We start from the raw sequence: 26,824 nt of genomic DNA, 5'->3' as shown, positions 1-26,824 counted from the left end.
TCACCGAAACGATGAAAAAGGGGCGGTTCTTCGCCCCTTTTTTTGTGCCGCTATTCGGCGGGCGCGAGGTCCAGCACCGCCGCGATCATCGCGCGGGTGCCCACCGTCACGGATTCGCGCGGTGAGATCTTGAACAACGGCGAGTGATGCGAAGGCACCGGCGGGCCGCCATTGGCTGCCGCCTCGAAGGCTTCGGCCGGGGTGCCGCCCACCGCGAAATAATATCCCGGAACGCCCAGATCCTCGGTCACGAAGAAAGCAAAGTCTTCCGCGCCCATGCCCTTCTGCTTGAAATCGGGAACCGATTCCTCGCCGAAGGTCCGCTTCATCGCCGCGTTGAGCCGCCGCGCCAGCGCCGGGTCATTATTGGTCACGGGAGTGCCTTCGCTGACCGTCACCTTGGGCAGCATGTCTTCGGGCAGGCCGTGCGCACGCCCGATATTGACCGCGATCCGCTCGATCGAAGCGAGCGTGGCGGCGCGCACCTTCTCGTCATTGGCGCGCACTGTCAGCTGCAGGTCCGCTCGGTCCGAAATGATGTTGTGCTTCGTGCCCGAATGGAATGCGCCCACTGTCACCACCACCGGGTCGAGCGGCATGGTTTCGCGGCTGGCGATCGATTGCAGCGCGGTGACGATCTGCGATGCGATGTAGACCGGGTCGCGCCCCGCATGCGGGCTGGCGCCATGCGCGCCGATGCCCGGCACCACGATGTCGACCGAATCCGCGCTCGAATACTGGATGCCTTCGGATGCGGAGACCATTCCGGTCGGCAGTTCCGAAGACACGTGGAAGGCCACCGCATAGTCGGGCTTGCCGAAGCGGTCGTATAGCCCGTCTTCGACCATCGCCCGCGCCCCGCCGACGCGCTCTTCAGCGGGCTGGACCACGAACATCAGCGTTCCGCTCCACTTGTCCTTCATCGCCATCAGGCGGCGCGCGGTGCCCACCATCGAGGTGATGTGCACGTCATGGCCGCAGGCATGCATCACGGGATATTCGACCCCGTCCTGCCCCACCTGCTTCGCGGTCGAGGCATAGGGGAGCCCGGATTTCTCGGGCACGGGCAAGCCGTCCATGTCCGCGCGCAGCAGGATCAGTGGCCCGTCGCCATTCTTCAGCATGCCCACCACGCCGGTGCCGCCGACGCCTTCGGTCACTTCCAGCCCGGCGGCGCGCAGTTCCGCCGCCATTCGCGCCGCGGTGTTCGTCTCGAGGAAGGACAGCTCGGGGTTGAGATGGAAGTGGACGAACAACTCGTCGAGATATCCGTCGTAATCCGCATTCACGGCGGCAGCGATTGCATCGTCATTGGCCATTGCGGGGGTGCCCGCCCATGCCGCGCCCAGTGCCGCGGCCAGCATCGCCTTGCGGATCAGTTTCATCGAGTCTCTCCTGAATTCGACCTCGGCGCATTCCAAGCAGCTTCGCACTTCGCGCGCAAGCGCACATGTATGATGATTGCGCAGCCGCCGCAGCGCGATTAATCGACAAAGCATGCGCACTGCATTTCTTCCCGCCATCCGCGAGGGATTCGCCAACCTCAGGCGCTCGCCCGGGCGCACGCTCCTTCGCTGGCTGGCCAAGGGGATCCTCGGCTTCGTGGCGATCAGCCTGGCGCTGGTGCTGATCTACAAATGGGTGCCGGTGCCGATCACCGCGACCATGCTGCTGGACGAAAAGGTGTGGGAGGAAGGCGGGCTTACCAAGGACTGGGAATCGCTCGACAATATCGACCGGAACCTGGTCACCGCAGTGATCGCGGCGGAAGACGGCAAGTTCTGCACCCATAACGGGTTCGACACTGAAGCGATCGCCAAGGCGGCGGCGCGCAACCTGCAGGGCGGGCGCATCCGCGGCGGATCGACCATCACCCAGCAAACCGCCAAGAACGTGTTCCTGTGGCAAGGCGGCGGTTATTTCCGCAAAGGAATGGAAGCCTGGTTCGCTTTCCTGATCGAACAGGTCTGGGGCAAAAGGCGGATCATGGAAGTCTATCTCAATGTCGCGGAGACGGGCATCGCCACCTATGGCGCAGAGGCCGGTTCGCAGCGCTATTTCGGCCATTCGGCGGCACGGATGACGCGGAGCGAGGCCGCCCGCATGGCCGCCGCGCTGCCGCTCCCCAAAAAGCGCCCGGTGGTCAATCCCGGCGGCTTCACAAGGCGTTATGGCAACATGATTGCGGCACGCATGGGCGTTGTGAGGCGTGACGGGCTCGATTCCTGCGTCTACGACTGACTTCAATGGGCGGGACTCACTCACATAGCCACGATCATGGGCATGACCATGGCCATCACCACCATGGTGGCCATAGCCATGCGCCCGCAGACTTCGGCCGTGCATTCCTCGTCGGGGTTGTGCTCAACACCGCTTTCGTCATCGTGGAGGCGACATACGGCATCCTTTCCGGCTCGATGGCGCTGGTCGCCGATGCCGGGCACAATCTATCCGACGTATTGGCGCTGATCCTGGCATGGGCGGCGAGCGTGGCGGCGAAGAAGCCGCCCTCGCCCCGCTTCACCTATGGCTTCAAGAGCTCGACCATCCTCGCAGCGCTGGCAAACGCCATGCTGCTGGCGATCGCGATCGGCGCGATCCTGTTCGAGACGATCCATCGCCTGTTCAATCCGGCCCCGGTGGAGGGCATGACCATGGTAGTCGTGGCGGGCATCGGGATCGCGATCAACACCGCCACTGCGCTGATGTTCATGCGCGGCCGCAAGACCGATCTGAACATTCGCGGCGCCTTCCTGCACATGGCGGCCGATGCGCTGGTCTCGCTTGGCGTGGTGGTGGCCGGGCTGGCGATCCTGCTGACGGACCAATTGTGGATCGATCCGGTCACAAGCCTGCTGATCGTGGCGGTGATCGGCTGGGGCACATGGGGACTGGCGAAAGACAGCATCAAGCTGGGCCTGCACGCCGTGCCCGAACAGATCGACGAGGAAGCGGTGCGCAGCCATATGGCGGCGCTCCCGGGCGTCAGCGCCGTCCACGATCTGCACATCTGGCCGATGTCGACCACCGAGACCGCGCTCACCGCGCATCTGGTCATGCCCGGCGGGCATCCCGGCGACGCCTTCCTGCAGTCGCTTTCGGATGCGCTGGAGCATCGTTTCGGCATCGTGCATGTCACCGTGCAGGTCGCAAGTGTGCGGCTGGCGGGCTGTTGCAAGGCGGCAGGGGAACACGATTAGGAGAGAGGCCATGGCAGCGAGTGAACGCGAGGGTGGCTGCGCATGCGGCGCCGTGCGCTATCGGATCGAAGGCGATCCGATCTTCGTCAACAACTGCCATTGCCGCCAATGCCAGCAGCAAACCGGATCGACCTCAGTCGTCAACGCCTTCTTCGAAAGCGACCGCATCACGCTGCTTTCAGGCGAGCTGACCGAGCATGTGGTTACAGCCGGCAGCGGCGGGCCGCATATCATCTGCCGTTGCAGCGAGTGCGGCACAGCATTGTGGAGCCATTATCCGCGCCTCGGCAGGCTCGGAGCGGGGCTGCGCGTGGGAACGCTCGACGATTGCCGCGACATCAGGCCGGATGCGGCGGTGTGGGTAGCAGAACGCATGCCCTGGGTCGCCCTGCCCGAAGGCATCCCGCACTTCGACGCCTATTACGACTTCCGCGAGCTTCTCGCGCCCGACAAGATCGCGCGGATGGATGCCCTGGTCGAGCGGCGCAAGGCGGGCGAAGGTTAACCATCGCCGCCCCGAAATGGTCTGAATGCTCGCCATTGCGCGACCGGCGCTTCGACCCTAGCCTGCTCCATCCCGGCGGAACCGCCGGACAGGTTCGGGAGGGGATAGCATGGCAGGCAGTTTCGATGGCAAGGTCGCGATAGTCACCGGCGCAAGCAGCGGGATCGGGCTGGCAACCGCCAGACTTCTCGCTGAACGCGGAGCAGCCGTCGTGCTGGCGGCTCGCCGGGGCGACGACATTGCCGAACATGCCGAAGCGATCCGCGCGGCCGGGGGGCAGGCCAGCCACATCAGGACCGACGTATCGGATTCCGCAGATGTGCAGGCGATGGTCGCCCATGCGGTCGAAACTTTCGGGCGGCTCGACATCGCCGTGAACAACGCGGGCATCGAAGGGCATATCTCGATGCTCACCGACATGCCCGACGAGAATTGGGATCGCGTCACCGGCATCAATTTGCGCGGCAATTTCCTGTGCCTGAAATACGAGGCCAAGGCGATGCTCAAGGCCGGAAATGGCGGCGCGATCGTGAATGTCGGGTCGGTCAACTCCTTCCTCGGATCGCCCGGAGCCACGGCCTATGCCGCGTCCAAGCACGGCCAGCTCGGCCTGACGACCTCCGCTTCCGCCGAACTTGCGCCGCAGGGCATTCGCGTCAACATCGTCTGCCCCGGACTGGTCAAGACGCCGATGCACCAGCGCATTCGCGACACGATCGGCGATGCGGCGATCGACCAGGGCATGATCACGCGGGTCCACCAGCACCGCGCGGGCGAGCCCGAGGAAATCGCCCGGGCGATCGCTTTCCTCTGCTCCGACGAAGCGAGCTACATCACCGGGGCCACGCTGACCCCTGACGGTGGCTTGATGTTGACGACCTGAGCCCCGCTGAGGCGCAGTCACTCGTTCAATTCAGGCGAGCGCCTGCTCCACCGCAGCAAGCGCGTGCAATTGCGTGGTGTCGAACAGCGGCACGGCGCTGTCTTCCTCGCGCACCAACAGCATGATCTCGGTGCAGCCCAGGATCACGCCTTGCGCGCCGCGTTCGACGAGGCGTGCGATCACATCGCGATAGGCCGCGCGCGAGCTTTCGGTGACGATGCCCGCCACCAGTTCATCATAGATCACCCGGTGGACCGTGGCGCGGTCCTCCGCTTCGGGAACCAGCACTTCGAGCCCGTGCTCGCTTTCGAGCCGCCCGCGATAGAAGTCCTGCTCCATGGTGAAAGCGGTGCCGAGCAGCCCGACCTTCGCAATTCGCTGCGCCCTGATCGCTTCCCCGGTGGGATCGACGATGTGCAGGAAAGGAAGGCCGCTTGCCGCCGTGATCCGGTCGGCCAGCTTGTGCATGGTGTTGGTGCAGAGCAGGATCAGTTCTGCCCCTCCTGCTTCCAGCCGGCTCGCGCTGTCAGCCATCATGTCGCCCAGCGCATCCCATTCGCCCGCATGCTGGAGCCGTTCAACTTCGCCGAAATCGACAGAGTGCATCAGGATCCTGGCGCTGTGCGGGGCGCCGAGGCGGTCGCGCACTGCGCGGTTGATGATCGCGTAATATTGCGCCGAGCTTTCCCAGCTCATTCCGCCGATCAGGCCGATGGTTTTCAATCCGGCAGTTCCCTCAAAAGCAAACGGGGCCCCCGAAGGAGCCCCGCAATCAGATTATCGTGTCATCGCGAGAGGAGGCAGTGACCGCTCAGGCCGCCTCTTCCTTCTTGCCGCTCTTGCCCTGCATCACGCGGACCGGTTCCTTGCGGCCTTCGACCACATCCTTGTCGATCACGATCTCGGTCACGCCGTCCATGTCGGGCAGGTCGAACATCGTGTCGAGCAGGATGCCTTCGACGATCGAGCGCAGCCCGCGCGCGCCGGTCTTGCGCTTGATCGCGCGTTCGGCGATCGCCTGCAGCGCTTCCTCGGTGAAGGTCAGCTCTACATCCTCAAGCTCGAACAGCTTGCGGTACTGCTTGACCAGCGCGTTCTTGGGCTCCTTGAGGATCTGGACCAGCGCATCGACATCGAGGTCGTGCAGCGTGGCGATCACCGGAAGGCGGCCGACGAATTCGGGGATCAGGCCGAATTTGAGCAAATCTTCCGGCTCGCTCTTCTCGAGCAATTCGCCCACGCGGCGCTTTTCCGGATCGGCGACATGCGCGCCGAAGCCGATCGAGCGCTTCTGCAGGCGGTCGGCAATGATCTTGTCGAGGCCCGCGAAGGCGCCGCCGCAGATGAACAGGATGTTGGTCGTGTCGACCTGCAGGAATTCCTGCTGCGGATGCTTGCGGCCACCCTGCGGCGGAACCGAAGCGGTGGTGCCTTCCATCAGCTTGAGCAGCGCCTGCTGCACGCCTTCGCCCGACACGTCGCGCGTGATCGACGGATTTTCCGCCTTGCGCGTGATCTTGTCGATCTCGTCGATGTAGACGATGCCGTGCTGCGCCTTCTCGACATTGTAGTCGGAAGCCTGGAGCAGCTTGAGGATGATGTTCTCGACGTCTTCACCCACATAACCCGCTTCGGTCAGCGTAGTGGCGTCGGCCATGGTGAAGGGCACGTCGAACGTTCGCGCCAGCGTCTGCGCCAGCAGCGTCTTGCCCGAACCGGTCGGGCCGACGAGCAGGATGTTCGACTTGGCCAGCTCTACATCGTTACCCTTGCCGCTGTGCTTGAGCCGCTTGTAGTGGTTGTGCACCGCGACCGAGAGCACGCGCTTCGCGCGGTCCTGCCCGATCACGTAATCGTTGAGCGTGTCGAAGATATCCTTCGGCGTGGGGACTTCGCCTTCCTTGCGCCCGGCGATCCCCGCCTTGGTCTCTTCGCGGATGATGTCGTTGCACAGTTCCACGCATTCATCGCAGATGAATACGGTGGGCCCTGCGATGAGTTTGCGCACTTCGTGCTGCGACTTGCCGCAGAAGCTGCAATACAGGGTGCTCTTGCTGTCAGTTCCGCTCAATTTGGTCATTTCCTAGGATTCCTGAATCCCCAATATATGGGGATTCGGCCAATCTATACCCGCATAATGATGAATCAACCTATAGCGCACGCTTTTGCGGCCCCGCGTAGCGCTATCCGGGGTGCCGGGCGCCGATCGTGGCGCCGGTGTCCCGCAAAGAGGCGAAAAGCCCGGAATTCTTACTCCGGTGCGCCGCCCGAGCCTTCGGCTTCGCTTGAACCTTCGCCTTCGGGGCGGCTTTCGAAGACCTTGTCGACAATGCCGAACTTGAGCGCTTCATCAGCCTCAAGGAAGGTGTCGCGGTCCATCGCCTTCTCGATATCGGTCAGGCTCTTGCCGGTATATTTCACGTAAAGGTCGTTCATCCGCTGGCGAATACGCAGGATTTCGCGCGCCTGGATCTCGATGTCGGACGCCATGCCGCGGGCGCCGCCCGAAGGCTGGTGCACCATGATCCGCGCATTGGGCAATGCGATGCGCATGCCCGGCTCGCCCGCCGCCAGCAGGAAGCTGCCCATGCTGGCCGCCTGCCCGATGCACACGGTCGAAACGCGCGGCTTGATGTATTGCATGGTGTCGTGGATCGCCATGCCTGCGGTCACCACGCCGCCGGGCGAGTTGATGTACATGCTGATTGGCTTCGAGGGATTCTCGCTTTCGAGGAACAGCAGCTGGGCCACGATCAGCGAAGCCATGTTGTCTTCCACCTGGCCGGTCACGAACACGATGCGTTCGCGCAGCAGGCGGCTGAAGATGTCGAAGCTGCGTTCCCCGCGGCTGGTCTGCTCTACCACCACCGGCACCAGCGCCCCGGTCAGGGGATCGCGGGTGAACTGGCCCTGGGCGCCATAGGTTTCGCCGGAATTGCCGAGCAGGTCGATCATCGATTCTTCCTCATAGAATTGCGTGAGGGCCTATGTCGGGCCGCGCGGCGCGATGTTCAAGGGCGTTAACCCTTGGAACTGGCAATAGCATGTGGATGCTTGCAATGGATGCGCATGGTGGCAGTGTGCGCCAATGCAGACATACGCCGCGCTGATCGCACTCGCCCTCGCTTCTGTCCCTGTCGCCGCGCAGGATGCGGCACCGCCTCCGGGAAGCCCCAACATCGCCGAACGCCATGCGCTCGAACGCTACCAGCGCATCCTCGAACTGGACGATGGAGAAAACGGGCTCAACGCGGTGATCGCACTCAACCCGGAAGTCGGGCGCGAAGCCGGTGAAGCCTTCGATGCCGGAACTTCGCTCGGCGGGCGCACGGTGCTGGTGAAGGACAATATTGAGACCTCCGAATGGCCGACCACCGCCGGTTCGCTGGCGCTGAAGGGCAATATGACCGGCCGCGATGCCCCGATGATCGCGCGGCTGCGCGATGCGGGCGGCGTGGTGATGGGCAAGACGAACCTTTCCGAATGGGCCAATATCCGCGACAATGATTCAACCAGCGGCTGGAGCGCGGTGGGCGGCCTTACGCGCAACCCGCATGCGATCGACCGCAACGCCTGCGGATCGTCGTCTGGCAGCGGCGCGGCCGTGGCGGCAGGCTTTGCCTGGGCGGCCATCGGCACCGAAACCAACGGTTCGATCACCTGCCCTGCCAGCGTGAACGGCGTCGTGGGCTTCAAGCCCACTGTCGGCATGGTCAGCCGCACCCATGTCGTGCCGATCAGCGCGACGCAGGACACGGCAGGGCCGATGGCGCGCAGCGTGTTTGCCGCAGCGCAATTGCTCGGCGCGATCGCCGGCAGCGATCCTGCGGACCCCGCAACCGCCGATGCAGACAGCCACGCGACCGATTTCACCGCAGGCCTTGCCGACTATTCGCTCAAGGGCGTGCGGATCGGCGTGATGCGCAACCAGATCGGTCGTCGCCCCGGCGTGACCGCATTGTTCGAACAGGCCTTGCGCGATCTCGAGGCAGCGGGCGCGGAACTGGTCGATGTCGAATACAGCTATCCCGAGGGCTTCTGGGGCCGCTCGCTGACCGTGCTGCTTTTCGAATTGCAGCGCGACATGAACGCCTATCTCGCCACTCTTCCCGATCCGGCCATGCCCGACACGCTGGCAGACCTTGTCGCATTCAACCGTACGCATGCGGATCAGGAATTGCGCTGGTTCGGGCAGGATTTGTTCGAGCAGGCGCTGGGAACGACCGACGAGGTGGCCTATCGCCAAGCGCTCGAGACCAATCTCAAGGCAACGCGCGAAGATGGTATCGACCGCCTGATGGCCGAGCACAAGGTTAGCTTCCTGGTCGCGCCGACCACCGGCCCGGCCTGGTCGACCGATCTCGTCAATGGCGACAATTTCGGCGGCGGGATCGGCGCAGGCTCGCTCCCGGCGATCGCGGGCTATCCGCACCTCACAGTGCCGATGGGCGCGGTTGAGCGGCTGCCGGTGGGCTTCAGCATCTTTGCCGGGAAGTGGCAGGACCACGAAGTGCTGAAAGCGGGCGCCGCATACGAAAGGGCGCGAACAGCCAAGCTGCCCACGCCCTCGTTCAAACCCTGGCACCCGGCGGACTGACCGCCAGACCCAAGCTGATTACTTCTTGGCCGCAGCCTTCTTGGCAGGGGCCTTCTTCGCAGCCGGCTTCTTTTCGGCTGCGGGCTTGGCTTCTGCCTTCTTTGCGGCAGGCTTCTTGGCGGGAGCCTTCTTGGCCGCAGGCTTTTCTTCCTTGGCCGCTTCCTTCTTGGGAGCGTCCTTCTTGGCGGGGGCCTTCTTGGCAGCAGCCTTCTTCTTCGGAGCAGGCTTCGCCTCGGCGGTCTCGTCCGCTTCGATCGCGGCTTCGAGCTCTTCCTGCGTCACTTCGCGCTCGGTGACGTCGGCCTTGTCGAACAGGAAGTCGACGACCTTGTCTTCATAGAGCGGCGCGCGCAGCTGGGCGGCAGCCATCGGTTCCTGGCGGACATAGTCGACGAACCGCTGGCGGTCTTCCGGGCGATACTGCTGGGCAGCCTGCTGGATCAGCATGCTCATTTCCTGCGCAGTCACTTCCACGCCATTGGCCTGGCCGATTTCCGACAGCAGCAGGCCCAGGCGCACGCGGCGCTCGGCGATGCTGCGGTATTCGTCACGCTCGTTCTGGATTTCCTTGAGCGCTTCCTGCGGGTTTTCCTCGCGCGAGGCTTCCTGCTGCAGCTGCGCCCAGATCTGGTCGAATTCGGCGTTCACCATGCCTTCGGGCACTTCGAAATCGTGGCCGGCGGCAAGCTGGTCGAGCAGCGCGCGCTTCATCTGCGTACGGGTAAGCCCGGCGGTCTGCTGTTCGAGCTGGCCGCGGATCAGGCCCTTGAGCTGGTCGAGACCTTCGAGGCCGAGCGACTTGGCGAAGTCTTCGTCAACCTTGGTTTCGCCTTCGACCTTCACCTGCTTCACATTGATGTCGAAATCGGCTTCCTGGCCCGCGAGGTGCTCAGCCGGATAGTCGGCGGGGAAAGTGACCTTGATGGTCTTCTTGTCGCCGGTCTTCGCGCCCACCAGCTGCTCTTCGAAGCCGGGGATGAACTGGCCCGAACCGATCACCAGCGCAGCGTCTTCGGCCTTGCCGCCTTCGAATTCCTCATCGCCCAGGCGGCCGACGAAATCGATGATCAGCTGGTCGCCTTCGGCGGCCTTTTTCGTCTTCGGCGCGTCCTTGTAGCTCTTCTGCTGCCCGGCGATGCCCTGCAGCGCCTCGTCGACGGCTTCGTCGGACACCGGCACCACCAGCTTTTCGAGCTTCAACCCGTCGGTCGACGGCGCTTCGATGGTCGGCAGCACTTCCAGCTCGACGGCGATTTCCGCGTCCTTGCCTTCTTCATAGCCCGTGCCCAGCTCGATGCGGGGCTGCATCGCGGGGCGCAGCTCCTTGTCCTTCATCAGCTGGTCGACCGATTCGCGGATCACGTCGTTCACAGTCTGTGCGTGCAGCTGTTCGCCGTGCATCTTCTTGACGAGATTCGCGGGCACCTTGCCAGGGCGGAAGCCGGGCATGCGGACCTGCGGCGCGATCTTCTTGATCTCTGCCTCGATCTTTGCGGCGATATCGCCTGCCTTGATCGTCAGCTGATAGGCGCGCTTGAGGCCCTGGTTGGTCGTTTCCTTGATCTGCATGGGATTAAAACTGAAGCCTTTTCAACAATTTCGCTATGACAGAGCAACGTTCGAGCGAATTGGTGCGGGCGAAGGGACTCGAACCCCCACATCTTGCGATACTGGTACCTAAAACCAGCGCGTCTACCAATTCCGCCACGCCCGCTAGCCCGAACGAAGCTGCGCGCGAAACGGAACCCGCTTCGCGTGTAGGGGAGCGCCATTAGTCGGGCCGACGCGAAAGGGCAAGCGGAAGCCGCTTGTTTGGTTCACTCCACGCGACTAAGGGCCCGCGCATGACCGAGAATTCCACAAACGACACTCCGCCCGACCGCCTGTCGGTGAATCCGCGCAGCGATTTTTTCGATGCCGACAAGCTGCAGCGCGGCATCGGCATCCGCTTCAAGGAGCGCGTGCGCACCGACATCGAGGAATATTGCATTTCCGAAGGCTGGGTGCGCGTGCAGGCGGGCAAGAGCATGGACCGCCACGGCAACCCGCTGACCATCAAGCTCACCGGCCCGGTCGAAGCCTGGTACGAAGACTTGGGCGAGAGCCCGCCGGTCGCCAAGGCCTGAGCCCGCACGAGGCTTGCCTTCGGGCAAGATAAGGGCCACTCCGCCCGGCAAGCATGAAACCGCAGGTCATCATCATCGGCCGGCCCAATGTCGGCAAGTCCACGCTGTTCAATCGGCTGGTGGGCAAGAAGCTCGCGCTGGTCGACGACCAGCCGGGGGTGACGCGCGACCGCCGCATGGGCGATGCCGAGATCGCGGGCATGGCCTTCACTATCGTCGACACTGCCGGTTGGGAAGATGACGACCCCGAAACGCTGCCCGGGCGGATGCGCAAGCAGACCGAAGTCAGCCTCGAAGGCGCCGACGCCGCGCTGTTCGTGATCGATGCGCGCGCGGGCCTGACCCCGCTGGACGAGGAAATCGGGCGTTGGCTGCGCGGGCAGAGCGTTCCCGTTGTGCTGGTCGCCAACAAGGCGGAAGGCCGCGCGGGCGAAGGCGGCGTGCTCGAAAGCTATGCGCTGGGTCTGGGCGAACCGATCGCCATCTCGGCCGAGCATGGCGAAGGCGTGGCCGATTTGTTCGGCGCGCTGTGGCCGATCATCGGTGCAAAGGCAGAAGCGGCCGAAACCGCCGCGGAATTCGCACTGAGCGAAGGCGAGGAAGCCCCGCTCGGCCCGCTCAAGCTGGCCATCGTCGGGCGGCCCAACGCAGGTAAATCGACCCTGATCAACCGCCTGCTGGGCGAAGACCGGCTGCTGACCGGCCCCGAGGCCGGGATCACGCGCGATTCGATCGCGGTCGACTGGCAGTGGACCGATCCGAAATCGGGTGACGTACGCGAAGTGCGGCTGATCGACACCGCGGGGATGCGCAAGAAGCGCAATGTGGTCGAGAAGCTGGAAAAGCTCTCGGTCGCCGATGCGCGCCGCGCGGTCGATTTCGCCGAAGTGGTGGTGCTGCTGCTCGATGCGACGCAGGGACTCGAACACCAGGACCTCAAGATCGCCGATCTGGTGCTGCAGGAAGGCCGCGCGCTGATGGTGGCGATCAACAAGTGGGACGTCGCCGAAGACCCGTCGAAACTGTTCAACGGCATCCGCCACGCGCTCGACGAAGGGCTGGCGCAAGTGCGCGGGCTGCCGCTGTTCGCGGTGAGTGCCAAGACCGGCAAGGGTCTCGACGACCTGCTGCGCGCCGCCTTCGAACTTCGCGAAAGCTGGTCGAAGCGTGTGCCGACCGCCGCGCTCAATCGCTGGTTCGACGATGCACTCGAAGCCAATCCGCCGCCAGCGCCCGGCGGCAAGCGCATCAAGCTGCGCTATATAACGCAGGCGGGCACCCGCCCGCCTCGCTTCGTGGTGTTCGGCACAAGGCTCGACATGCTGCCCAAGAGCTACGAGCGCTACCTCGTCAACGGTATCCGCAAGAACCTGGGCTTCGACGCCGTGCCCGTGCGCGTGGTATTGAAGAGCCCGAAGAACCCCTACGCCAAGGACTGAGGAAGGTATCCGGGAATGCTCGATCTCCTCGCTTCAAGCGGCAACATCGCCACCGATTTGCTGGAACGCACCGCGAGCACGCTGCGCGTGCAGGAAATCGTGCGGCTGAGCCTTGCACCGGCTTTCCTGCTGGCGGCGATCGGCGCGATCATGAACGTGATGATGACGCGGATGATCTGGGTCGCCGAGCGGATCGAGCGGCTCGAAGAACGCATGGAAGAGGAACGGACGCCGCGCGATTACAGCGAACTGGCCTGGCTGCGTCGGCGCCGGCTGCTGGCGCAGCGCGCGGTGATGTTCAGCACCATTGCGGGGCTGACGATCTGCGTGGTGGTGGCGCTGCTGTTCGTCAGCGCCTTCATAAAGCCGCAGATCGGCACGGTGACGGCGCTGGCATGGATCGCGACCATGGGCTTCCTGATCACCGGGCTGCTGCATTTCGTGGTCGAAACGCTGGTCGCCGCGCGCGGCTATAGAGAGCAGGAGCACCGGGACGGCCCGTCCGGCGACTAACCCTCGACAGCAGAAGGGGCGAAGCGCAGCGCGCCCCGCCCCTTGCCCGCCCAATCGAGCAGCGAACTACTTGGTGTTCATCCGCAGTTCGCGCAGGATGTAGGTGCCCTTGATCTTGCGGATCTTGTTGTAGACCTCGCGCACGGTCTTGTTGCTGTTTGCCATATTGGCATTGCCCCATGCGGTCATGAACTTGTCGTACTCGGCCTTGTCGGCGTCGAGCGAAGCCATGTTGGGATAGTTGATCCGCAACACCAGGTTCACTTCATTGCTGCCGTAAGGAACGGTGTAGATGCCATAGTCGGTGATCTGGCCGAGGCTCTTCGACACTTCATTGGCCTTCACCCAGGTCTGGGCGAGCCCTTCGAGATAGGTGTCCAGCTGGCCTTCATCGACCTTCACATAGGTCAGTTCGATCACTGTCTGTTGCGGCGTGTAGTCTTCCCAAACGGTGAGTTGGGCTGCCGCAGGCGAGGCAAATGCCAAAGCAGCGGCAGTCGCGCTTGCAAGGCCGATCGATTTCAGGATGGTCTTCATATTCGTACCCCTTCTTCACAGGTAACTGCGACCCGGAAAAGGAAGGCGCACGACCCACAGGTTCAACCTGACGCTTCCGGCGCACGGTGTGCGCGCTATTCATAGGCGAGTCAATGCGATCGGCCCGGCCGGATCGGCCCGGCGCACGGCAATGATTTGAAGGTTTGGAGGCCGGCTTGGCGGCCCGCGATCATTCCTCGGCGGGCTTGCTCTGCAGCTGAACGTAGTTCTGCAGCCCCATCCGCCCGATCATCTCGAACTGGGTTTCGAGGAAATCGACATGCTCCTCCTCGCTTTCGAGGATCGATGCAAACAGGTCGCGGCTGACATAGTCGCGCACCTTCTCGCAATGCTCGATCGCATCGCGCAGCAAGGGGATCGCCTCTTCCTCCATCGCAAGGTCGGCCTTGAGGATTTCTTCGACCGTCTCGCCCACTTTCAGCCGGTGGATCGCCTGGAAATTGGGCAGCCCGCCCAGGAACAGCACCCGCTCGGCCAGCTGGTCGGCATGCTTCATCTCGTCGATCGATTCGTGCCGCTCATATTCGGCGAGCTGCGCCACGCCCCAATCGGCCAGCACGCGGTAGTGCAGCCAGTACTGGTTGATCGCGGTCAGCTCGTTGGTGAGCGCCTTGTTGAGGAATTCGATGACTGTTGCGTCGCCCTTCATGGCGCGGCTCCCTTGCTTCCCGGATGAGCGCAGATTTATGCTCCCATGGGGCCGGAAAGACAAGATGAGCGGATGAAAAATGGCGGAATTCCGCCACTTGCGAGCGATTTGCGTTAGCGCGGAACCCGCTCAGGCGGCGATCGGCTTGCAGCCCAATTCGCGCTCCTCGAACAGGATCGCGTCAGCCTCCATCAGGCAGGTGCCGCAATTGGGGCGCTTGCCCAGCGCAGCATAGGCCGCCTCGGCATCGCCCGAAGTGCGCCGTGCAACATGGCGCAGTTCGGTTTCGCGGATAGCATTGCAGATGCAGACATACATCGGCGGCAGTCTCCTGCGAGTGATTCGCAGGAGTAGAAATATGCGAACTATTCTCAATAGCAAGTGAAATTTGTATTTGGCACCTGCCTCCGCAGGTGCATCCTCGGCGCTACTCCCTCCGCTTCGCTACAGGGCGCCTGCGGGCGGGCGGTCGCCCTTTGGCTGCCGCGGCCAAGCGCGTCAGCTATCGTCTCAGGGCGAACAGCTTCCCGTAAGTGAGGCTGCGCCACAGCCATTCGAGCGGGCCATAGCGGAAGCGCGCGAGCCATGGCTTCGACCATGCCAGCATCGCCACCCAGGCCAGCGCCACGACCAGGTAAAGCTGCGGGCGGTTGAGTTCGCCATACAGGCCCAGCGCCCAGCCGTGGAATACGAACAGCATCACGATCGACGTACCAAGATAATTGCTGAAGGCCGCGCGCCCCGCTGCCACGATCCGCTGTCCCAGCCAGCCGGTCCAGCCGGGCGAATAGGCCACCAGCAGCGCGGCCAGCCCCAACACCATGAACAGCCGCGGCAAAGGGCTGAACCCCATGAATGCCGCCAGATTGCCGTAATAGGTAAAGCCGACCTGCCGGGCCCATAGCGCAATGGCGACATGAATCGCTCCGCCAACCGCCAGCCCGATCCAGCCCCAACGGATCATGTCGCGCCGCTCGAACCCGCCCCCGAAGAAGCCGAGCCGGTAAAGCGCCACGCCGATCAGCATCAGCGGAATGCTTTCCATGCAGAACAGCAGCACGTTGGCGAGCGGTTCGAATGTGTGCTCGGTGATCCGGTGCGCGACGAATCCGGAATAGTCGCCCGAGGATATGAGGCCGGTTTCGACTTCGTCTTCTGCAAACGCCTTGGCCTTCGATTCCTCGAGACCCGAGCGCATTTCGGTCAGCGATGCCGTTTTGCCCATCGGCGTATCGGCGATGAAATGAAGCGGAACGAAGATCGCCGCATAGGCGAGAGCGCCCAGAATATAACCACCCAGCCCGACGACCAGCTGCGTCTTGGCCCGCCAGCGCAGGCAGAGCAGCACGATGAAACCGCACAGCGCGTAATAGGTCAGGATGTCGCCGAACCATACCAGGAAGAAATGCGCGAGCCCGAACAGCAGCAGGAAGAAAAGTCGCCGCGCCTGTAGCCAGCGGGTGGCGCCACGCGCCCACGCACGTTCCATGAAGAGATACAGTCCGGCGCCGAACAAGAGCGTAAACAGCCCGCGCATCTTGCCGTCGATCAGGAGGAACTGGGCAATCCACAGCCAGCCGCCCTGATCGCCGCTGGGCACAAGGAAGGCGTCGGGGAACATATAAGCGCTCGATGGTTGGCCGAAGGCGACGATATTCGCCGCAAGGATGCCCATCACGGCCAGCCCGCGGATGAAATCGAGGCTTCCGATCCGGTCCGCGCCCACAACCGGTGCGGCAGCGGCCGTGTCGCCATTCGCTGCCGGCATGTCTGCGTGATTCATCGAATTCCCCTTAATCCCCTGCGGTTTGCACTCATAACACGCTGGCCCCCTTTGGAAAGCCGCGCGCGATGTATTGCGACACCGGCAAGGCCTTTGCCGCGCCCCGAAACCTTGCTTCTGGCGCATCGGCGTTAACCCAAAATTAGGGGTATACTGCCATCCCCCTGTTTGAAGCCGCATTGGTTGCGGCATCTTTTGAAGGGCTAACCAGGGGGAACCAGGCGTTGCGAGTACTTGCATTGGCATCGCAGAAGGGCGGATCGGGCAAAACGACCCTGTCCGGTCACCTCGCCGTCCAGGCCCAGCGCGCTGGCGCTGGCCCGGTGGTATTGATCGACATCGACCCGCAGGGGTCGCTCGCCGACTGGTGGAACGAGCGTGAAGCGGAATATCCCGCCTTCGCCCAGACCACGGTGGCGCGCCTGGCGAACGACCTGCAGGTCCTGCGCCAGCAGGGCTTCAAACTGGCCGTGATCGACACGCCGCCGGCCATCACCATGGCAATCCAGTCGGTGATCTCGGTCGCCGAACTGATCGTGGTGCCGACCCGTCCGAGCCCGCACGATCTGCGCGCCGTGGGTGCGACCGTCGACCTGTGCGAACGCGCCGGCAAGCCGCTGGTGTTCGTGGTCAACGCCGCCACGCCCAAGGCCAAGATCACCTCGGAAGCCGCGGTCGCGCTGTCACAGCACGGCACGGTGGCCCCGATCACCCTGCACCACCGCACCGATTTCGCGGCCTCGATGATTGATGGCCGCACTGTGATGGAAGTCGATCCCGAAGGCCGCAGCGCCGCCGAAGTGACCGCGCTGTGGAAGTATATTTCGGACCGGCTCGAAAAGAATTTCCGCCGCACGGTGTTTGCTGCCCCGGGTTCGCAGTCGCAGCTGCCAGGCGTGCATCGTCCGGCAGGCGGTTTCGGCCGCCGCGTCGCTCAGTAAGGAGCGCGGGCCATGACCGAAGCCAGCTTTGCTTCCCTGAGCCCGACGCTGCTGGCCCGCAAAGGTGGCGCCAAGCCCGCGATGCGCCCGCAGCTCGCCCCGATCCCCGACGTTTCGTCCGCGAATCTCGAGGATCTCGGCTGGAACGACATGGGCGGTGACGAACAGGACAATGTCGTGCAGCTGACGCCGCCGTCGAATGACGAAGCGCCCGCGATCCGCCTCGCTTCCGCCCGTGCGGCTGCACCGGCCAAGCGCGTCTCGGCCTCGAAGCGCGGCAAGCGCGCCGCCTTTACCCTGCGCCTCGATGCGCAGCGCCATCTCAAGCTGCGCCTTGCCGCCACCATCAAGGGCGAAAGCGCGCAGCAGATCGTTACCGATGCTCTCGACCGGCTGCTGGCCGAAGTCGAGGACCTCGATGCGCTTGCCGACAAAATGACGCGCAAGTGACCGGAAATGCGTGAACTGAGGGGGATGACCCAATGAGCCAGACCGCCACCAACAAGCCGAAGATCGCCCTTGCGGTCAGCACTGCACTCGTCAGCATCGCGCTGTCGGGTTGCGCCACTTCAGCCGCTCCGCCGGCTCAGGCATCGGCTGCCAAGGCGCAGGTCGCGCTTGAAAAGGGACAGTTCAGCAAGGCCGTCAGCCATGCCGAAAGCGCCGTGCTGGCCGATCCCCGCAATGCGCAGAGCCGCGCGCTGCTGGGCGCTGCTTATCTCGAGGCAGGCCGCTTCCAGGCCGCGGCGACCAGCTTCAGCGACGCGATGGAACTGGGCGACAGCGATCCGCGCACCGTGCTCAGCTATGCGCTGGCGCAGATCGCGCTGGGCAACAGCCGCGAAGCGGTGGATGCGCTCGATGGAGCCCGCAACGATATCGACCCGGCCGACCTTGGCCTCGCGCTTGCGCTTGCGGGCGATGCCAATGAAGGCGTCGCCGTGCTTTCCGACGCACTGCGCAGCGGCCAGTCGAGCGCCAAGCTGCGCCAGAACCTCGCCTATGCCTATGCGTTGCAGGGCAATTGGCGCGCCGCGCGCGTCATGGTCGCGGAAGACGTCCCGGCCGACATGGTCTCGGACCGTATCGGCGAATGGGCTGAACTTGCCGCTCCCGAATATTACCAGCAACGCGTCGCTAGCTTGCTGCAGGTTTCCCCGTCCCATGACGGCGGCCAGCCCGCGCAGCTCGCGCTCGCCAATTTCCCCAGCCATGGGCAGATGGTGGCCGATGCGGCGGGTGATATCGCCGGGCCCGAACTCGCAGCCAGCGAAGTGCCGCAGGTTGCCGTGGCGCAGCCTGTCGAAGCGCCGGCCCCTGCACCCTCGCCCAAGCCCGTTGCGACACAAACCGTTGCAGTCGCTTTCGCGCAGGACAGCACGCCTGTCGCGCCCAAACCCGCTGCCGCTCCGGCCCAGCGCGTCGCGACCGGCCCGGTCGTGCAGCAGCTGCCGAGCGACTACAAGAAGCCCGCCGCCAAGCCGGCCGCACCCGCTTCGCGCCTCGCCGCCAGCTCGTCGCAGCGCCGCATGGCCGCAACGGCTGACAGCGGCTCGAACACGCACCTCGTGCAGCTGGGCAGCTTTGCCAGCCGCGCAAGCGCCGAGCGCGCCTGGGGCATCTACCAGACCCGATATCCGCAGCTTTCGGGCCGCGACGTCGTGATCACCGAGGCGGTGGTACGCGGCAAGACCTATTTCCGCGTTGCAGCGGCTGGCTATGGCGCGCGCAGCGCCACCGCCATGTGCCAGACGGTCAAGTCCGGCGGCAAGGGCTGCATTGCCTATGCGGCGAGCCGCCCGCTTCCCGGCGCGGTGGATCGCGGAATCCGCGTCGCGTCACGCTGACGCGCATCTCCTGAAATTCAGCGTGAATGCCCCCGGCGCCGCAAGGCTCCGGGGGTTTTCATTTCAGCCGTAAAGGATCCCGGGGGCGAAGGAGTGCCACCAGTCGCTGTTCCAGGCGAGGTTCACGAATATGCCGGTCGGCACCATCACCGCCGCCCAGATCCAATAGGCGCGGTGGATCTTCCGCTGGCGGTAAAGATCCCACAGGAACATCGGCGCGATGCAGAACAGCGGCCAGAAATCGGCACTTAGCGGCGAATCCGGCATGGTGTGATAGAGGAACTCCATGCGATCGAGCGCTGCCGGCATGGGCACTGTCGTGGCAAGGATCATCAGCCGCTTGTGCAAGCCGGGATCGTGTTTGCGAGCCTTCAATCCGAGATAGACCAGCAGAAGGAAGCAGATCGCAACCCGCCCCTGGATCAGCGCGATATTGGTCATGAAATGCAGGAAGCCCTGTACCTCGGCCTGGACTTCGGGCGGTTTGCCCTCTGCAAAGGCGATCATCGATTGCAGATTGGTGGGAACCAGCACCACGCCCGCCAGCACCAGTGCGGGTGCGAGCACCATCCCCAACATGCCAAGCTGCATGTGCCAATCGCGCCGCCCCGTCGCCATCAGTGTCGTCTGCGTGAGCAAGAGCAGCATCCAGCTTCCCATCAGCACGGCATGGACATGCATGGCGAATGGAAAGGGCGGTCTTTCTCCCGCCTCCACTGCTGCGATCTTGCCGATCGAATCCGGGATGAACCCCACCAGCACGACCGCGACGAGCATCGCCGCCATGAAAACATAGATCCAGCGGTCGATGAAAGCCGTGAGCGACGGCGCTTCGGCGCCGGACGCAGGCTGAATTTGGGCATGTGTCGCCATGTTCCCCTACCCTCCCTGAGGAACGCGACCCTGCGCGGGCTGATACAGCGAACGGCGGGAAAAGAGAAGCCGCGCTAGGCGATCCTGACGCCGCCCTTCCACAGGGCCGTCGCGCGTCCCTGCGCCGGCTGACCGTCGAAAGGCGTATTGTCGGCGGTGGCGGCCATTTTCGCGCGGTCGACGATCCAGGGTTTTTCGGGATCGACCAGCGCGATATCCGCCTCGCGCCCCACCTCGATCTCCCCGGCGGCCACGCCCAGCAGGCGTGCCGGTGCGGCAGCGAGAAGATCGAAGGCTCGGGGCAGGTCGATCACACCATCGCGCACCAGCGTGAGCGTCATGGCCAGCAGCGTTTCGGCCCCGGCCATGCCGGGCTCGGCATCGGCAAAGGGCAGGCGCTTGTCTTCCGGGCCGCGCGGATCGTGGCCCGAAGCGATTACGTCGATCGTCCCGTCGCCGATCGCGGCAATCACTGCCTGTCGGTCCGCCTCGCTGCGAAGCGGGGGCGAAAGCCGCGCGAAGCTGCGGAACTCCGCCGTCGCAAGGTCGGACAGCATGAAATGCGCCGGGGTTACGCCCGCCGTGACTGCAACCCCGCGACGTTTCGCTGCACGCACCAGTTCGAGCGCAGCGGCGGTGGTCACCTGCCGGATATGGAGCCGGGCCCCACAGATTTCGGCGAGCGCGATATCGCGCGCCACCGCCAGCGCTTCGGCCTCCGCCGGGGCGCTCGGGAGTCCGAGCCGCGTCGCCATTTCACCGGCGGTTGCGACCGCGTCGCCGGCCAGCCCGGCATCCTCGGCATGGCTCACCACCACCAGATCGAGCATGGCCGCATATTGCAGCAGCCGCAGCATCGCCCCGCTATCGCCAATCCAGCGCCGCCCGGTCGCGACGCCGCGCGCGCCCGCTTCTTTCATCAGGCCGATCTCGGCGAGTTCGCTGCCTTCGAGGCCGCGCGTGGCGGCGGCCAGCGGATGCACCCACAGGTCGGGCTTGCCGCTCTTGGCGATGTAGCTGACGCGGCTCGGCAGATCGAGCGGGGGCGACTGGTCGGGCATCAGCGCGGCGCGGGTGATCCCGCCGAAATGGCACGCGGGCTTGTCGATCGCGAAACTTCCGAAATCGACGAGGCCGGGGGCGACGAGCTTACCGCGCGCGTCGATCACTTCGTCACCGTCCAGCGGCGCTACATCGCCGACTGCTTCGATCCGCCCATCGACCAGCCGCACGCTACCCTCGGCGATGCCGCCGGGCGTGACCACGCGGCCATTGGTGATCGTGACTGGTGCAAGCTGTTTCATGCCCAGCCCTCCACCTGCCGCGCCCGCCGGGTCAGGATATCGAGGCAAGCCATGCGGATCGCCACGCCCATTTCGACCTGGCGCGTGATGATCGAGCGGTCGATCAGGTCGGCAACGTCGCTGTCGATCTCGACCCCGCGGTTCATCGGCCCGGGATGCATCACCAGCGCATCGGGTGCGGCGCGTTTCAACCGCTCCTTCGTGAGGCCGTAGAGGTGGTGGTATTCGCGCGCGGAGGGGATGAACTGGCCCTGCATCCGTTCGGTCTGGAGCCGCAGCATCATCACCACGTCGCTGCCCGCCAGCGCGGCGTCAAAATCGTGGAACGGCTGCGCGCCCAGCGCTTCGATCCCTGCGGGCATCAGCGCGGGCGGCGCGCAAAGCCGCACCGTGGCGCCCAGTGCCTGCAGGCACAGCAGGTTCGAACGCGCCACGCGGCTGTGCAGGATATCGCCGCAGATCGTGACCGTGAGCCCGGTGAAATCCTCTGCCGCCTCGCCGCGTTCGCGCAGCGCGTGGCGTAAAGCAAGCGCGTCGAGCAACGCCTGCGTCGGGTGTTCGTGCTGCCCGTCACCCGCATTGAGCACGGGGCAATCGACCTTGCTGGCAATCAGCTGGGTCGCCCCGCTCGACGCATGGCGGATCACGATCGCATCGGCACGCATGGCGTTGAGCGTGATCGCGGTATCGATCAGCGTCTCGCCCTTCTTCACGCTCGACTGGGCGGCGTGCATGTTGACGACATCCGCCCCCAGCCGCTTGCCCGCGATCTCGAAGCTCAGCAGCGTGCGCGTGCTGTTCTCGAAGAAGGCGTTGATGATGGTCAGGCCCGCCAGCAGATCGGCATGTTTGGAGCTTTGTCGGTTGAGATCGATCCACGGCTCCGCTTGGTCGAGCACATAGAGGATCTCGTGCCGCTCGAGCTGGGCGATGCCGAGCAGGTCGCGATGCGGAAAGGCCAGCCGTCCCGCGGGAAACCGGCCATTGTCGGGCAGGTTGGCCGACTGGCCAGCTTCGAAATCCACCATGAACTGTCGCAATCGCGCAGCAGTGCTGCCGCGCAAATCGCGCCCCGATTTCAGCTGTGAGACGAAGGGCTTGTCGTTGAGCGCCAGTTCGCCGAAGCGCGTCTCCGACATGCCGTTTCGGAGGCAGAATTGTTCGATTTCGTGGAGCAGGTCTTGCATGGAACGGCGCTCTAGGTTGGATTTAACCAACCGTCCAGTGGGAATCCGCACCTCCGCATCCAAAGCCGTTCGGCGAGCGATATCGGCGGCTCGACCAATTCCTTGCCCCGAATTCAGTGGAAGTTTGCACTTTCGCGCTTAGTTTAAGCCCACAAACGCAATTGGATCGACGAAATATGAGTTTTGCTGGAAAGGTTTGGCGGCTGCTGGTCGGCATCAAGGACGGGCTTGTCCTTGTGTTCATGCTGCTGTTCTTCGCGCTACTGTTCGCGATCCTGTCTGCGCGGCCCAGCCCCGGCATGGTGCGTGACGGTGCGCTACTGATCGAACTCGACGGCTATGTCGTCGAAGAAAAGTCCGAGGTCGATCCGTTCGCGGCGCTGCTGAGCCAGGAAGCCCCGGTCACCGAATATGAGGTCGGCGAACTGGTCCGCGCGCTCGATTCTGCCGCGGGCGATGACCGCATCAAGGCGGTCGCGATCGACCTTTCGCGTTTCCTCGGCGGCGGCCAAGTCCACTTGCAGGAAGTGGGCGAAGCGATGGCGCGGGTGCGCGTCGCGAAAAAGCCGGTGCTGGTCTATTCCTTCGCCTATGGCGACGACGCCCTGCAGCTTGCGGCCCACGCCAGCGAAGTGTGGGTCGATCCGATCGGCGGCGCAGTGATAGGCGGCCCGGGCGGCGCCTATCTGTTTTACGGCGATTTGCTCAAGGAATTCGACGTGAACGCGCGCGTCTATCGCGTGGGCACCCACAAGGCGGCGACCGAACCCTATACCCGCAGAGGATTCTCGGACGAGGCGCGCGAGAACATCGGCGGCCTTTACGGCGCGATGTGGGAAGAATGGAAAGCCAATGTGAAGAAGGCGCGCCCCGCCGCCGATCTCGACCTTGTCACCAAGGACCCGGTCGGCTGGGTGCAGGCTGCCAAGGGCGACCTCGCGCAGGCAGCGCTCACCGCCGGGCTGGTCGACAAGCTGGGCGATCGCACCGAATGGGGTGCGCGAGTGGCGGAAGTTTCGGGCGAGGACGACTGGAGCAGTGAGCCGGGCGCATTCGCTTCGACCGATCTTGGCCCCTATCTGGTCGACACCAAGCCGGGCAAGCATGGCCGCCCGATCGGGATCATAACCATTGCGGGCGACGTGGTTGACGGCGACGCAGGCCCCGGCACCGCCGGCGGCGACCGCATTGCCGAACTGCTCGACGATGCGCTCGATGACGACTTGGCCGCTCTGGTGGTACGGATCGACACGCCGGGCGGCTCGGTGACTGCGTCCGAACAGATCCGTCGCGCCATCCTGCGCCACAAGGCGCTGGACATCCCGGTGGCGATTTCGATGGCCAATGTCGCTGCGAGCGCCGGCTATTCGATCGCTTCGACCGGCGACCGCATTTTCGCCCAGCCCGAGACGGTCACCGGCTCGATCGGCGTTTTCGCAGTCGTCCCGACTTTCGAGAAGACCGCCGCGCGCTTCGGCATCCACTCCGACGGAGTGCCAACCACGCCGCTGTCCGGCCAGCCCGACATCATCGCGGGCTTCACGCCCGAAGTCGATGCGATCCTGCAGGCTTCGGTCGAAGACAGCTACGCCGATTTCATCACCCATGTTTCCGAAGGCCGCAAGATCACTCCCGAGCGGCTCGATGCCATCGCGCAGGGCCGCGTCTGGGATGGCGGCACCGCGCGCCAGCTCGGCCTCGTCGACCAGTTCGGCGGGCTCGGCGACGCGCTTGAATGGGCAGCAAAGCAGGCCGGGCTTGAGGATGGCGGCTGGTATCCCAAGCGGCTCGGCACCACGCCTTCAAGCTATGATTCGCTGATCCGCCAGTTGCTGGTCGACAGTGCGGAGGACTCCGAAGGAACTGCCGACGTCTTCGCCATGCTGGCCCGCCAGCGCAACGCCGCGCTGTCGCAGGTCGCAACCGACCTAGACCGGCTGACGCGTGTGCAGGGAGTACAGGCCTATTGCCTCGAATGCCCGCGCGAAGTGCGGGCAGGCAGTACCGCCGGCATCAGCGGATGGCTGGCGCTGCTGGGAAGGTTTTTCGGAGCCAGCTGAGGCGCGCCGCGCAACTGGCCCCTTGCCAATCGACCTGCTGCGTGGCAATGGCGCGCCCCTGTCCAGCCGGACGGGCGCGTAGCTCAGTGGTAGAGCACACCCTTCACACGGGTGGGGTCGCAAGTTCAATCCTTGCCGCGCCCACCATCTTTTCAATGACTTAAGCTCTCTGGCGCTCGCTTCTCAGAAACGCCCCACCATATCCCCATCATCCTCGGGATAAAACGCGGTGCTTGAGCTAGCGAATCGCTCGTGTCATTTCTTCTTGGTGCTACGTGGTTTCCCAGCATCTGAGCGTTTTCCCCGAATCCGCCCATCGGACTTGTTTCGAGACCTGTCTTTCCCCGCTGTCGGGCCTGTTTTGACTTTGGGCCAGCCTACCATTGGTTTCTCCTTAAACTCGACCCGGAAGGCTCAATATGGGCATCGGTCGGCCCCATTTCAAACGAGACGCAGGACGGTCGTAGCACTGCAGCGCCAAGCGCACCGCCCTGGGCTCCATCCCGACGACTGGCACTAGAGTAGCATGACGGCGCCGACGTTTCGAAGCCCCCTCCCCCCGCGGGGAGGGTTGGATTTTTATTAGAGTTGGACCGTATGGCAAGCAGCCATCGTCCTTCCAAAAAATTCAAAAATTGTCGCATGCCTCAAAACATCTCAGCCGCTCCCCATATGATGTCGTATTTTTCATTAAATCCATAGATTTAGTGACGTCGACAGTTTACAATAAAGTTGCATTCCTTTCGCGGTAAAAAGGTAAGCAGAGACATGTTTCGCATAATCCTTTGGGCCCTAACCTTACCATTTTTGAGTTTGCTTCATTTCTCCGCAAACGCAGCGACAATCTATATTCCGGAAAAGTGGATCGACGGTAAGGTCGCGATCATGGTGGATGGGCCAATCGAAGAGGGAGACGCCGAAAAGTTCTTGGCGCTATCAACCCTCGTAGAAACCGATAAGATCGTGGTGCTCTATAGCACCGGCGGTCAGCTCATACCGGCCATCAAGATCGGAGAGCGAATTAGGGAAGCGGGATACGAAACCGTTGTGCCAGATGGAGCGAAGTGCACATCTGCATGCGCGCTTATTTGGATCGCCGGGAAAAAACGATGGCTATCCGAGAAGGGTACTATTGGATTTCACGCCGCTTACCGTGACAAGCAGGGCAAGTTGCAAGAGTCAGGTGCTGCCAATGCCATCATTGGCCGGTATCTCACCTTGCTAGGATTTCCGGCCAAAAGCGTGATTTTTGCCACTAGAGAGCCGCCGCACAGCTTAATGGAGTTGAGCAAGCTAAACAGTGACGCGGCTGGAATCAGCTTTGAAACTCTTCCGCCATCCTGGAGCGCGGCGAACATTGCCCGCAAAGAGGCAGCGCTACCTCCTCCACCGATTGTGATAGCCCCTGCGAAGCCAGCTGAGAAGAAACGCGAGGCTAACTTTCAACTTGATTGGATGTGGGGAAGTGAGGATCGCGCAGGTGTATTCGAGCTTACTGACGAGGAAACACGCCTAGTATACGAAGTCAAAGCTCCGTGGTGGGCATCACGGCAATATCTCGCCGCATTGCTTTCGGACCACCTGAAGAACTCCAGGTGGCTATATGTTACAGGTAGTGATCTGGGATCTCAGATATTCATAGATTTAGAATCCTTAAATGTCTCATCAGGCAGGGTCACAACTTGGGTCAAATGGGATCATAGAAAAGATAAATCAACTCGAGACAGAGAACGCCTAGTTTATCAGATATATTACTGTAAATCTGATAGCTACTCCACTCTAGAAGAGGTAACTTATGATCCTGCTGGCCGCGTAACTTCATCGGAAAAGTGGAGTGGCGCCTCCCCGCGCAAGGTTGTTCCCGACACAATCGGCGAAGCGCTTCTCGAAATGCTTTGCTGGAAGAAAGGCTAATGCACCGCTCAAAGCACCTTGAAGGAAGGATTGTGTCGAATGTCGTATGTGGACAGTGATGAGCCGAAGAACAATCTAGGTAAGGCGTCATCCATTGCCGGGATTTCGAGCCTGTTCTTTGGGTTCATGCCGTATGTGGGCGTAGTGAGCTTAGTCTTGTCCCCCTTCGCAATCATTGCAGGGCTGATTGCTCTGCGCCGCAAGCCACGCCTATTCGCCATCATTGGCATTGTCTCCGGCATGGTCCTCCCGCTTCTTGCCATTGTGGCTACTGTTGAGCTTGGAAATGCAATCGAGAGCTCATTAGAAAACGCGACAACGGAAGGTACGAACCCGTAAGGTTGCAGCTAGGGCTCCTTGCTTGGGTGGGCTTATGAGTTCCTATAAATGCAGTGAGCGGCCTCACTAAGCATCTGCTAGATCAGCCCTAGCTGCTGCCAAGCCA

The 26,824-nt window shown here is 63.3% G+C and carries 26 protein-coding genes and 2 tRNA genes; 15 read left to right on the top strand and 13 right to left on the bottom strand.

Translation table 11 applies throughout. From position 1 onward, the window contains the following. Positions 1-50 precede the first annotated feature (50 nt). A complete protein-coding gene (locus ACUJ47_RS12850; RefSeq protein WP_445538776.1) occupies positions 51-1,385 on the bottom strand; it encodes an amidohydrolase in 1,335 nt (444 codons plus the stop codon). A 112-nt stretch (positions 1,386-1,497) separates the two neighbouring features. Here ACUJ47_RS12850 and mtgA point away from each other — a divergent pair, with 112 nt between their 5' ends. The 4 genes from mtgA (at position 1,498) to ACUJ47_RS12830 (ending at position 4,588) form a co-directional block, all read left to right on the top strand. Continuing rightward, positions 1,498-2,241 (top strand): monofunctional biosynthetic peptidoglycan transglycosylase, encoded by a 744-nt coding sequence (gene mtgA / locus ACUJ47_RS12845; protein WP_445538775.1) that lies wholly within the window; start codon positions 1,498-1,500, stop codon positions 2,239-2,241. A 5-nt stretch (positions 2,242-2,246) separates the two neighbouring features. Further along, positions 2,247-3,200 (top strand): cation diffusion facilitator family transporter, encoded by a 954-nt coding sequence (locus tag ACUJ47_RS12840; RefSeq protein WP_445538774.1) that lies wholly within the window; start codon positions 2,247-2,249, stop codon positions 3,198-3,200. Between the two features lie 10 nt (positions 3,201-3,210). Further along, on the top strand, positions 3,211-3,705 hold the full coding sequence (locus tag ACUJ47_RS12835) for a GFA family protein (protein WP_445538773.1): 495 nt from the start codon (positions 3,211-3,213) through the stop codon (positions 3,703-3,705). A 109-nt stretch (positions 3,706-3,814) separates the two neighbouring features. Then, positions 3,815-4,588, top strand: coding sequence for an SDR family NAD(P)-dependent oxidoreductase (locus tag ACUJ47_RS12830; protein WP_445538772.1), 774 nt, complete (start codon positions 3,815-3,817; stop codon positions 4,586-4,588). A gap of 30 nt (positions 4,589-4,618) precedes the next feature. On the opposite strand, the gene ACUJ47_RS12825 is transcribed toward ACUJ47_RS12830, so the two are convergent. From ACUJ47_RS12825 to ACUJ47_RS12815, 3 genes are all read right to left on the bottom strand, one after another. Continuing rightward, positions 4,619-5,311 (bottom strand): aspartate/glutamate racemase family protein, encoded by a 693-nt coding sequence (locus tag ACUJ47_RS12825; protein ID WP_445538771.1) that lies wholly within the window; start codon positions 5,309-5,311, stop codon positions 4,619-4,621. Positions 5,312-5,399: 88 nt separating this feature from the next. Continuing rightward, a complete protein-coding gene (gene clpX / locus ACUJ47_RS12820; RefSeq protein WP_445538770.1) occupies positions 5,400-6,668 on the bottom strand; it encodes an ATP-dependent Clp protease ATP-binding subunit ClpX in 1,269 nt (422 codons plus the stop codon). Positions 6,669-6,838: 170 nt separating this feature from the next. After that, entirely contained in the window at positions 6,839-7,543 is a 705-nt protein-coding gene (locus tag ACUJ47_RS12815) for an ATP-dependent Clp protease proteolytic subunit (protein ID WP_445538769.1), read from the bottom strand. Between the two features lie 133 nt (positions 7,544-7,676). On the opposite strand from ACUJ47_RS12815, the gene ACUJ47_RS12810 reads away from it, so the two are divergent. After that, positions 7,677-9,185 (top strand): amidase, encoded by a 1,509-nt coding sequence (locus ACUJ47_RS12810; protein WP_445538768.1) that lies wholly within the window; start codon positions 7,677-7,679, stop codon positions 9,183-9,185. Positions 9,186-9,203: 18 nt separating this feature from the next. Here the strand turns inward: ACUJ47_RS12810 and tig are convergent, their stop codons facing one another. Both tig and ACUJ47_RS12800 read right to left on the bottom strand, forming a co-directional pair. After that, a complete protein-coding gene (tig, locus tag ACUJ47_RS12805; RefSeq protein ID WP_445538767.1) occupies positions 9,204-10,754 on the bottom strand; it encodes a trigger factor in 1,551 nt (516 codons plus the stop codon). 60 nt (positions 10,755-10,814) lie between these two features. Next, a tRNA-Leu gene (locus tag ACUJ47_RS12800) sits at positions 10,815-10,899 on the bottom strand. A gap of 130 nt (positions 10,900-11,029) precedes the next feature. Here ACUJ47_RS12800 and ACUJ47_RS12795 point away from each other — a divergent pair. The 3 genes from ACUJ47_RS12795 to ACUJ47_RS12785 are packed head-to-tail and all read left to right on the top strand — an operon-like array spanning position 11,030 to position 13,263. Continuing rightward, positions 11,030-11,311 (top strand): DUF3297 family protein, encoded by a 282-nt coding sequence (locus ACUJ47_RS12795; protein WP_445538766.1) that lies wholly within the window; start codon positions 11,030-11,032, stop codon positions 11,309-11,311. Between the two features lie 53 nt (positions 11,312-11,364). Then, complete coding sequence (der, locus tag ACUJ47_RS12790) at positions 11,365-12,750, top strand: ribosome biogenesis GTPase Der (RefSeq protein WP_445538765.1); 1,386 nt, start codon at positions 11,365-11,367, stop codon at positions 12,748-12,750. 15 nt (positions 12,751-12,765) lie between these two features. After that, positions 12,766-13,263, top strand: a complete 498-nt coding sequence (locus ACUJ47_RS12785) for a DUF2721 domain-containing protein (protein WP_445538764.1) — start codon at positions 12,766-12,768, stop codon at positions 13,261-13,263. 66 nt (positions 13,264-13,329) lie between these two features. On the opposite strand, the gene ACUJ47_RS12780 is transcribed toward ACUJ47_RS12785, so the two are convergent. The 4 genes from ACUJ47_RS12780 to ACUJ47_RS12765 form a co-directional block, all read right to left on the bottom strand. Beyond that, entirely contained in the window at positions 13,330-13,800 is a 471-nt protein-coding gene (locus ACUJ47_RS12780) for a hypothetical protein (RefSeq protein ID WP_445538763.1), read from the bottom strand. Positions 13,801-13,990: 190 nt separating this feature from the next. After that, a complete protein-coding gene (gene bfr / locus ACUJ47_RS12775; protein WP_445538762.1) occupies positions 13,991-14,470 on the bottom strand; it encodes a bacterioferritin in 480 nt (159 codons plus the stop codon). A 129-nt stretch (positions 14,471-14,599) separates the two neighbouring features. Continuing rightward, positions 14,600-14,788 carry a (2Fe-2S)-binding protein gene (locus tag ACUJ47_RS12770; protein ID WP_445538761.1) on the bottom strand — a complete coding sequence of 63 codons (189 nt, stop codon included), beginning with the start codon at positions 14,786-14,788 and terminating at the stop codon, positions 14,600-14,602. Between the two features lie 184 nt (positions 14,789-14,972). Further along, entirely contained in the window at positions 14,973-16,253 is a 1,281-nt protein-coding gene (locus ACUJ47_RS12765) for a DUF418 domain-containing protein (RefSeq protein ID WP_445538760.1), read from the bottom strand. A 224-nt stretch (positions 16,254-16,477) separates the two neighbouring features. Between ACUJ47_RS12765 and ACUJ47_RS12760 the strand changes: the two genes are divergently transcribed. The 3 genes from ACUJ47_RS12760 to ACUJ47_RS12750 are packed head-to-tail and all read left to right on the top strand — an operon-like array spanning position 16,478 to position 19,041. Beyond that, on the top strand, positions 16,478-17,194 hold the full coding sequence (locus ACUJ47_RS12760) for a ParA family protein (protein WP_165196747.1): 717 nt from the start codon (positions 16,478-16,480) through the stop codon (positions 17,192-17,194). A gap of 12 nt (positions 17,195-17,206) precedes the next feature. Beyond that, on the top strand, positions 17,207-17,644 hold the full coding sequence (locus ACUJ47_RS12755) for a hypothetical protein (protein WP_445538759.1): 438 nt from the start codon (positions 17,207-17,209) through the stop codon (positions 17,642-17,644). A 32-nt stretch (positions 17,645-17,676) separates the two neighbouring features. Beyond that, positions 17,677-19,041 carry an SPOR domain-containing protein gene (locus ACUJ47_RS12750; RefSeq protein ID WP_445538758.1) on the top strand — a complete coding sequence of 455 codons (1,365 nt, stop codon included), beginning with the start codon at positions 17,677-17,679 and terminating at the stop codon, positions 19,039-19,041. Between the two features lie 63 nt (positions 19,042-19,104). On the opposite strand, the gene ACUJ47_RS12745 is transcribed toward ACUJ47_RS12750, so the two are convergent. The 3 genes from ACUJ47_RS12745 to ACUJ47_RS12735 all read right to left on the bottom strand — a co-directional run bounded on the left by ACUJ47_RS12745 (position 19,105) and on the right by ACUJ47_RS12735 (position 22,246). Beyond that, on the bottom strand, positions 19,105-19,914 hold the full coding sequence (locus tag ACUJ47_RS12745) for a hypothetical protein (RefSeq protein ID WP_445538757.1): 810 nt from the start codon (positions 19,912-19,914) through the stop codon (positions 19,105-19,107). Positions 19,915-19,988: 74 nt separating this feature from the next. Beyond that, entirely contained in the window at positions 19,989-21,218 is a 1,230-nt protein-coding gene (locus tag ACUJ47_RS12740) for a dihydroorotase (RefSeq protein WP_445538756.1), read from the bottom strand. Continuing rightward, positions 21,215-22,246 carry an aspartate carbamoyltransferase catalytic subunit gene (locus ACUJ47_RS12735; RefSeq protein ID WP_445538903.1) on the bottom strand — a complete coding sequence of 344 codons (1,032 nt, stop codon included), beginning with the start codon at positions 22,244-22,246 and terminating at the stop codon, positions 21,215-21,217. The genes ACUJ47_RS12740 and ACUJ47_RS12735 overlap by 4 nt, the downstream gene beginning before the upstream one ends. A 335-nt stretch (positions 22,247-22,581) precedes the next feature. Between ACUJ47_RS12735 and sppA the strand changes: the two genes are divergently transcribed. From sppA to ACUJ47_RS12715, 4 genes are all read left to right on the top strand, one after another. Next, positions 22,582-24,465 (top strand): signal peptide peptidase SppA, encoded by a 1,884-nt coding sequence (sppA, locus tag ACUJ47_RS12730; protein WP_445538755.1) that lies wholly within the window; start codon positions 22,582-22,584, stop codon positions 24,463-24,465. Between the two features lie 72 nt (positions 24,466-24,537). Then, a tRNA-Val gene (locus tag ACUJ47_RS12725) sits at positions 24,538-24,612 on the top strand. Positions 24,613-25,233: 621 nt separating this feature from the next. Next, positions 25,234-26,379 (top strand): surface-adhesin E family protein, encoded by a 1,146-nt coding sequence (locus ACUJ47_RS12720; RefSeq protein WP_445538754.1) that lies wholly within the window; start codon positions 25,234-25,236, stop codon positions 26,377-26,379. 39 nt (positions 26,380-26,418) lie between these two features. Then, complete coding sequence (locus tag ACUJ47_RS12715; protein WP_445538753.1) at positions 26,419-26,718, top strand: hypothetical protein; 300 nt, start codon at positions 26,419-26,421, stop codon at positions 26,716-26,718. Positions 26,719-26,824: the final 106 nt, after the last annotated feature.

This window comes from Altererythrobacter sp. Z27 (assembly GCF_052683155.1).
Note: the sequence above shows the minus strand (reverse complement) of the source record. Positions and strands in the feature narration are given on the sequence as shown.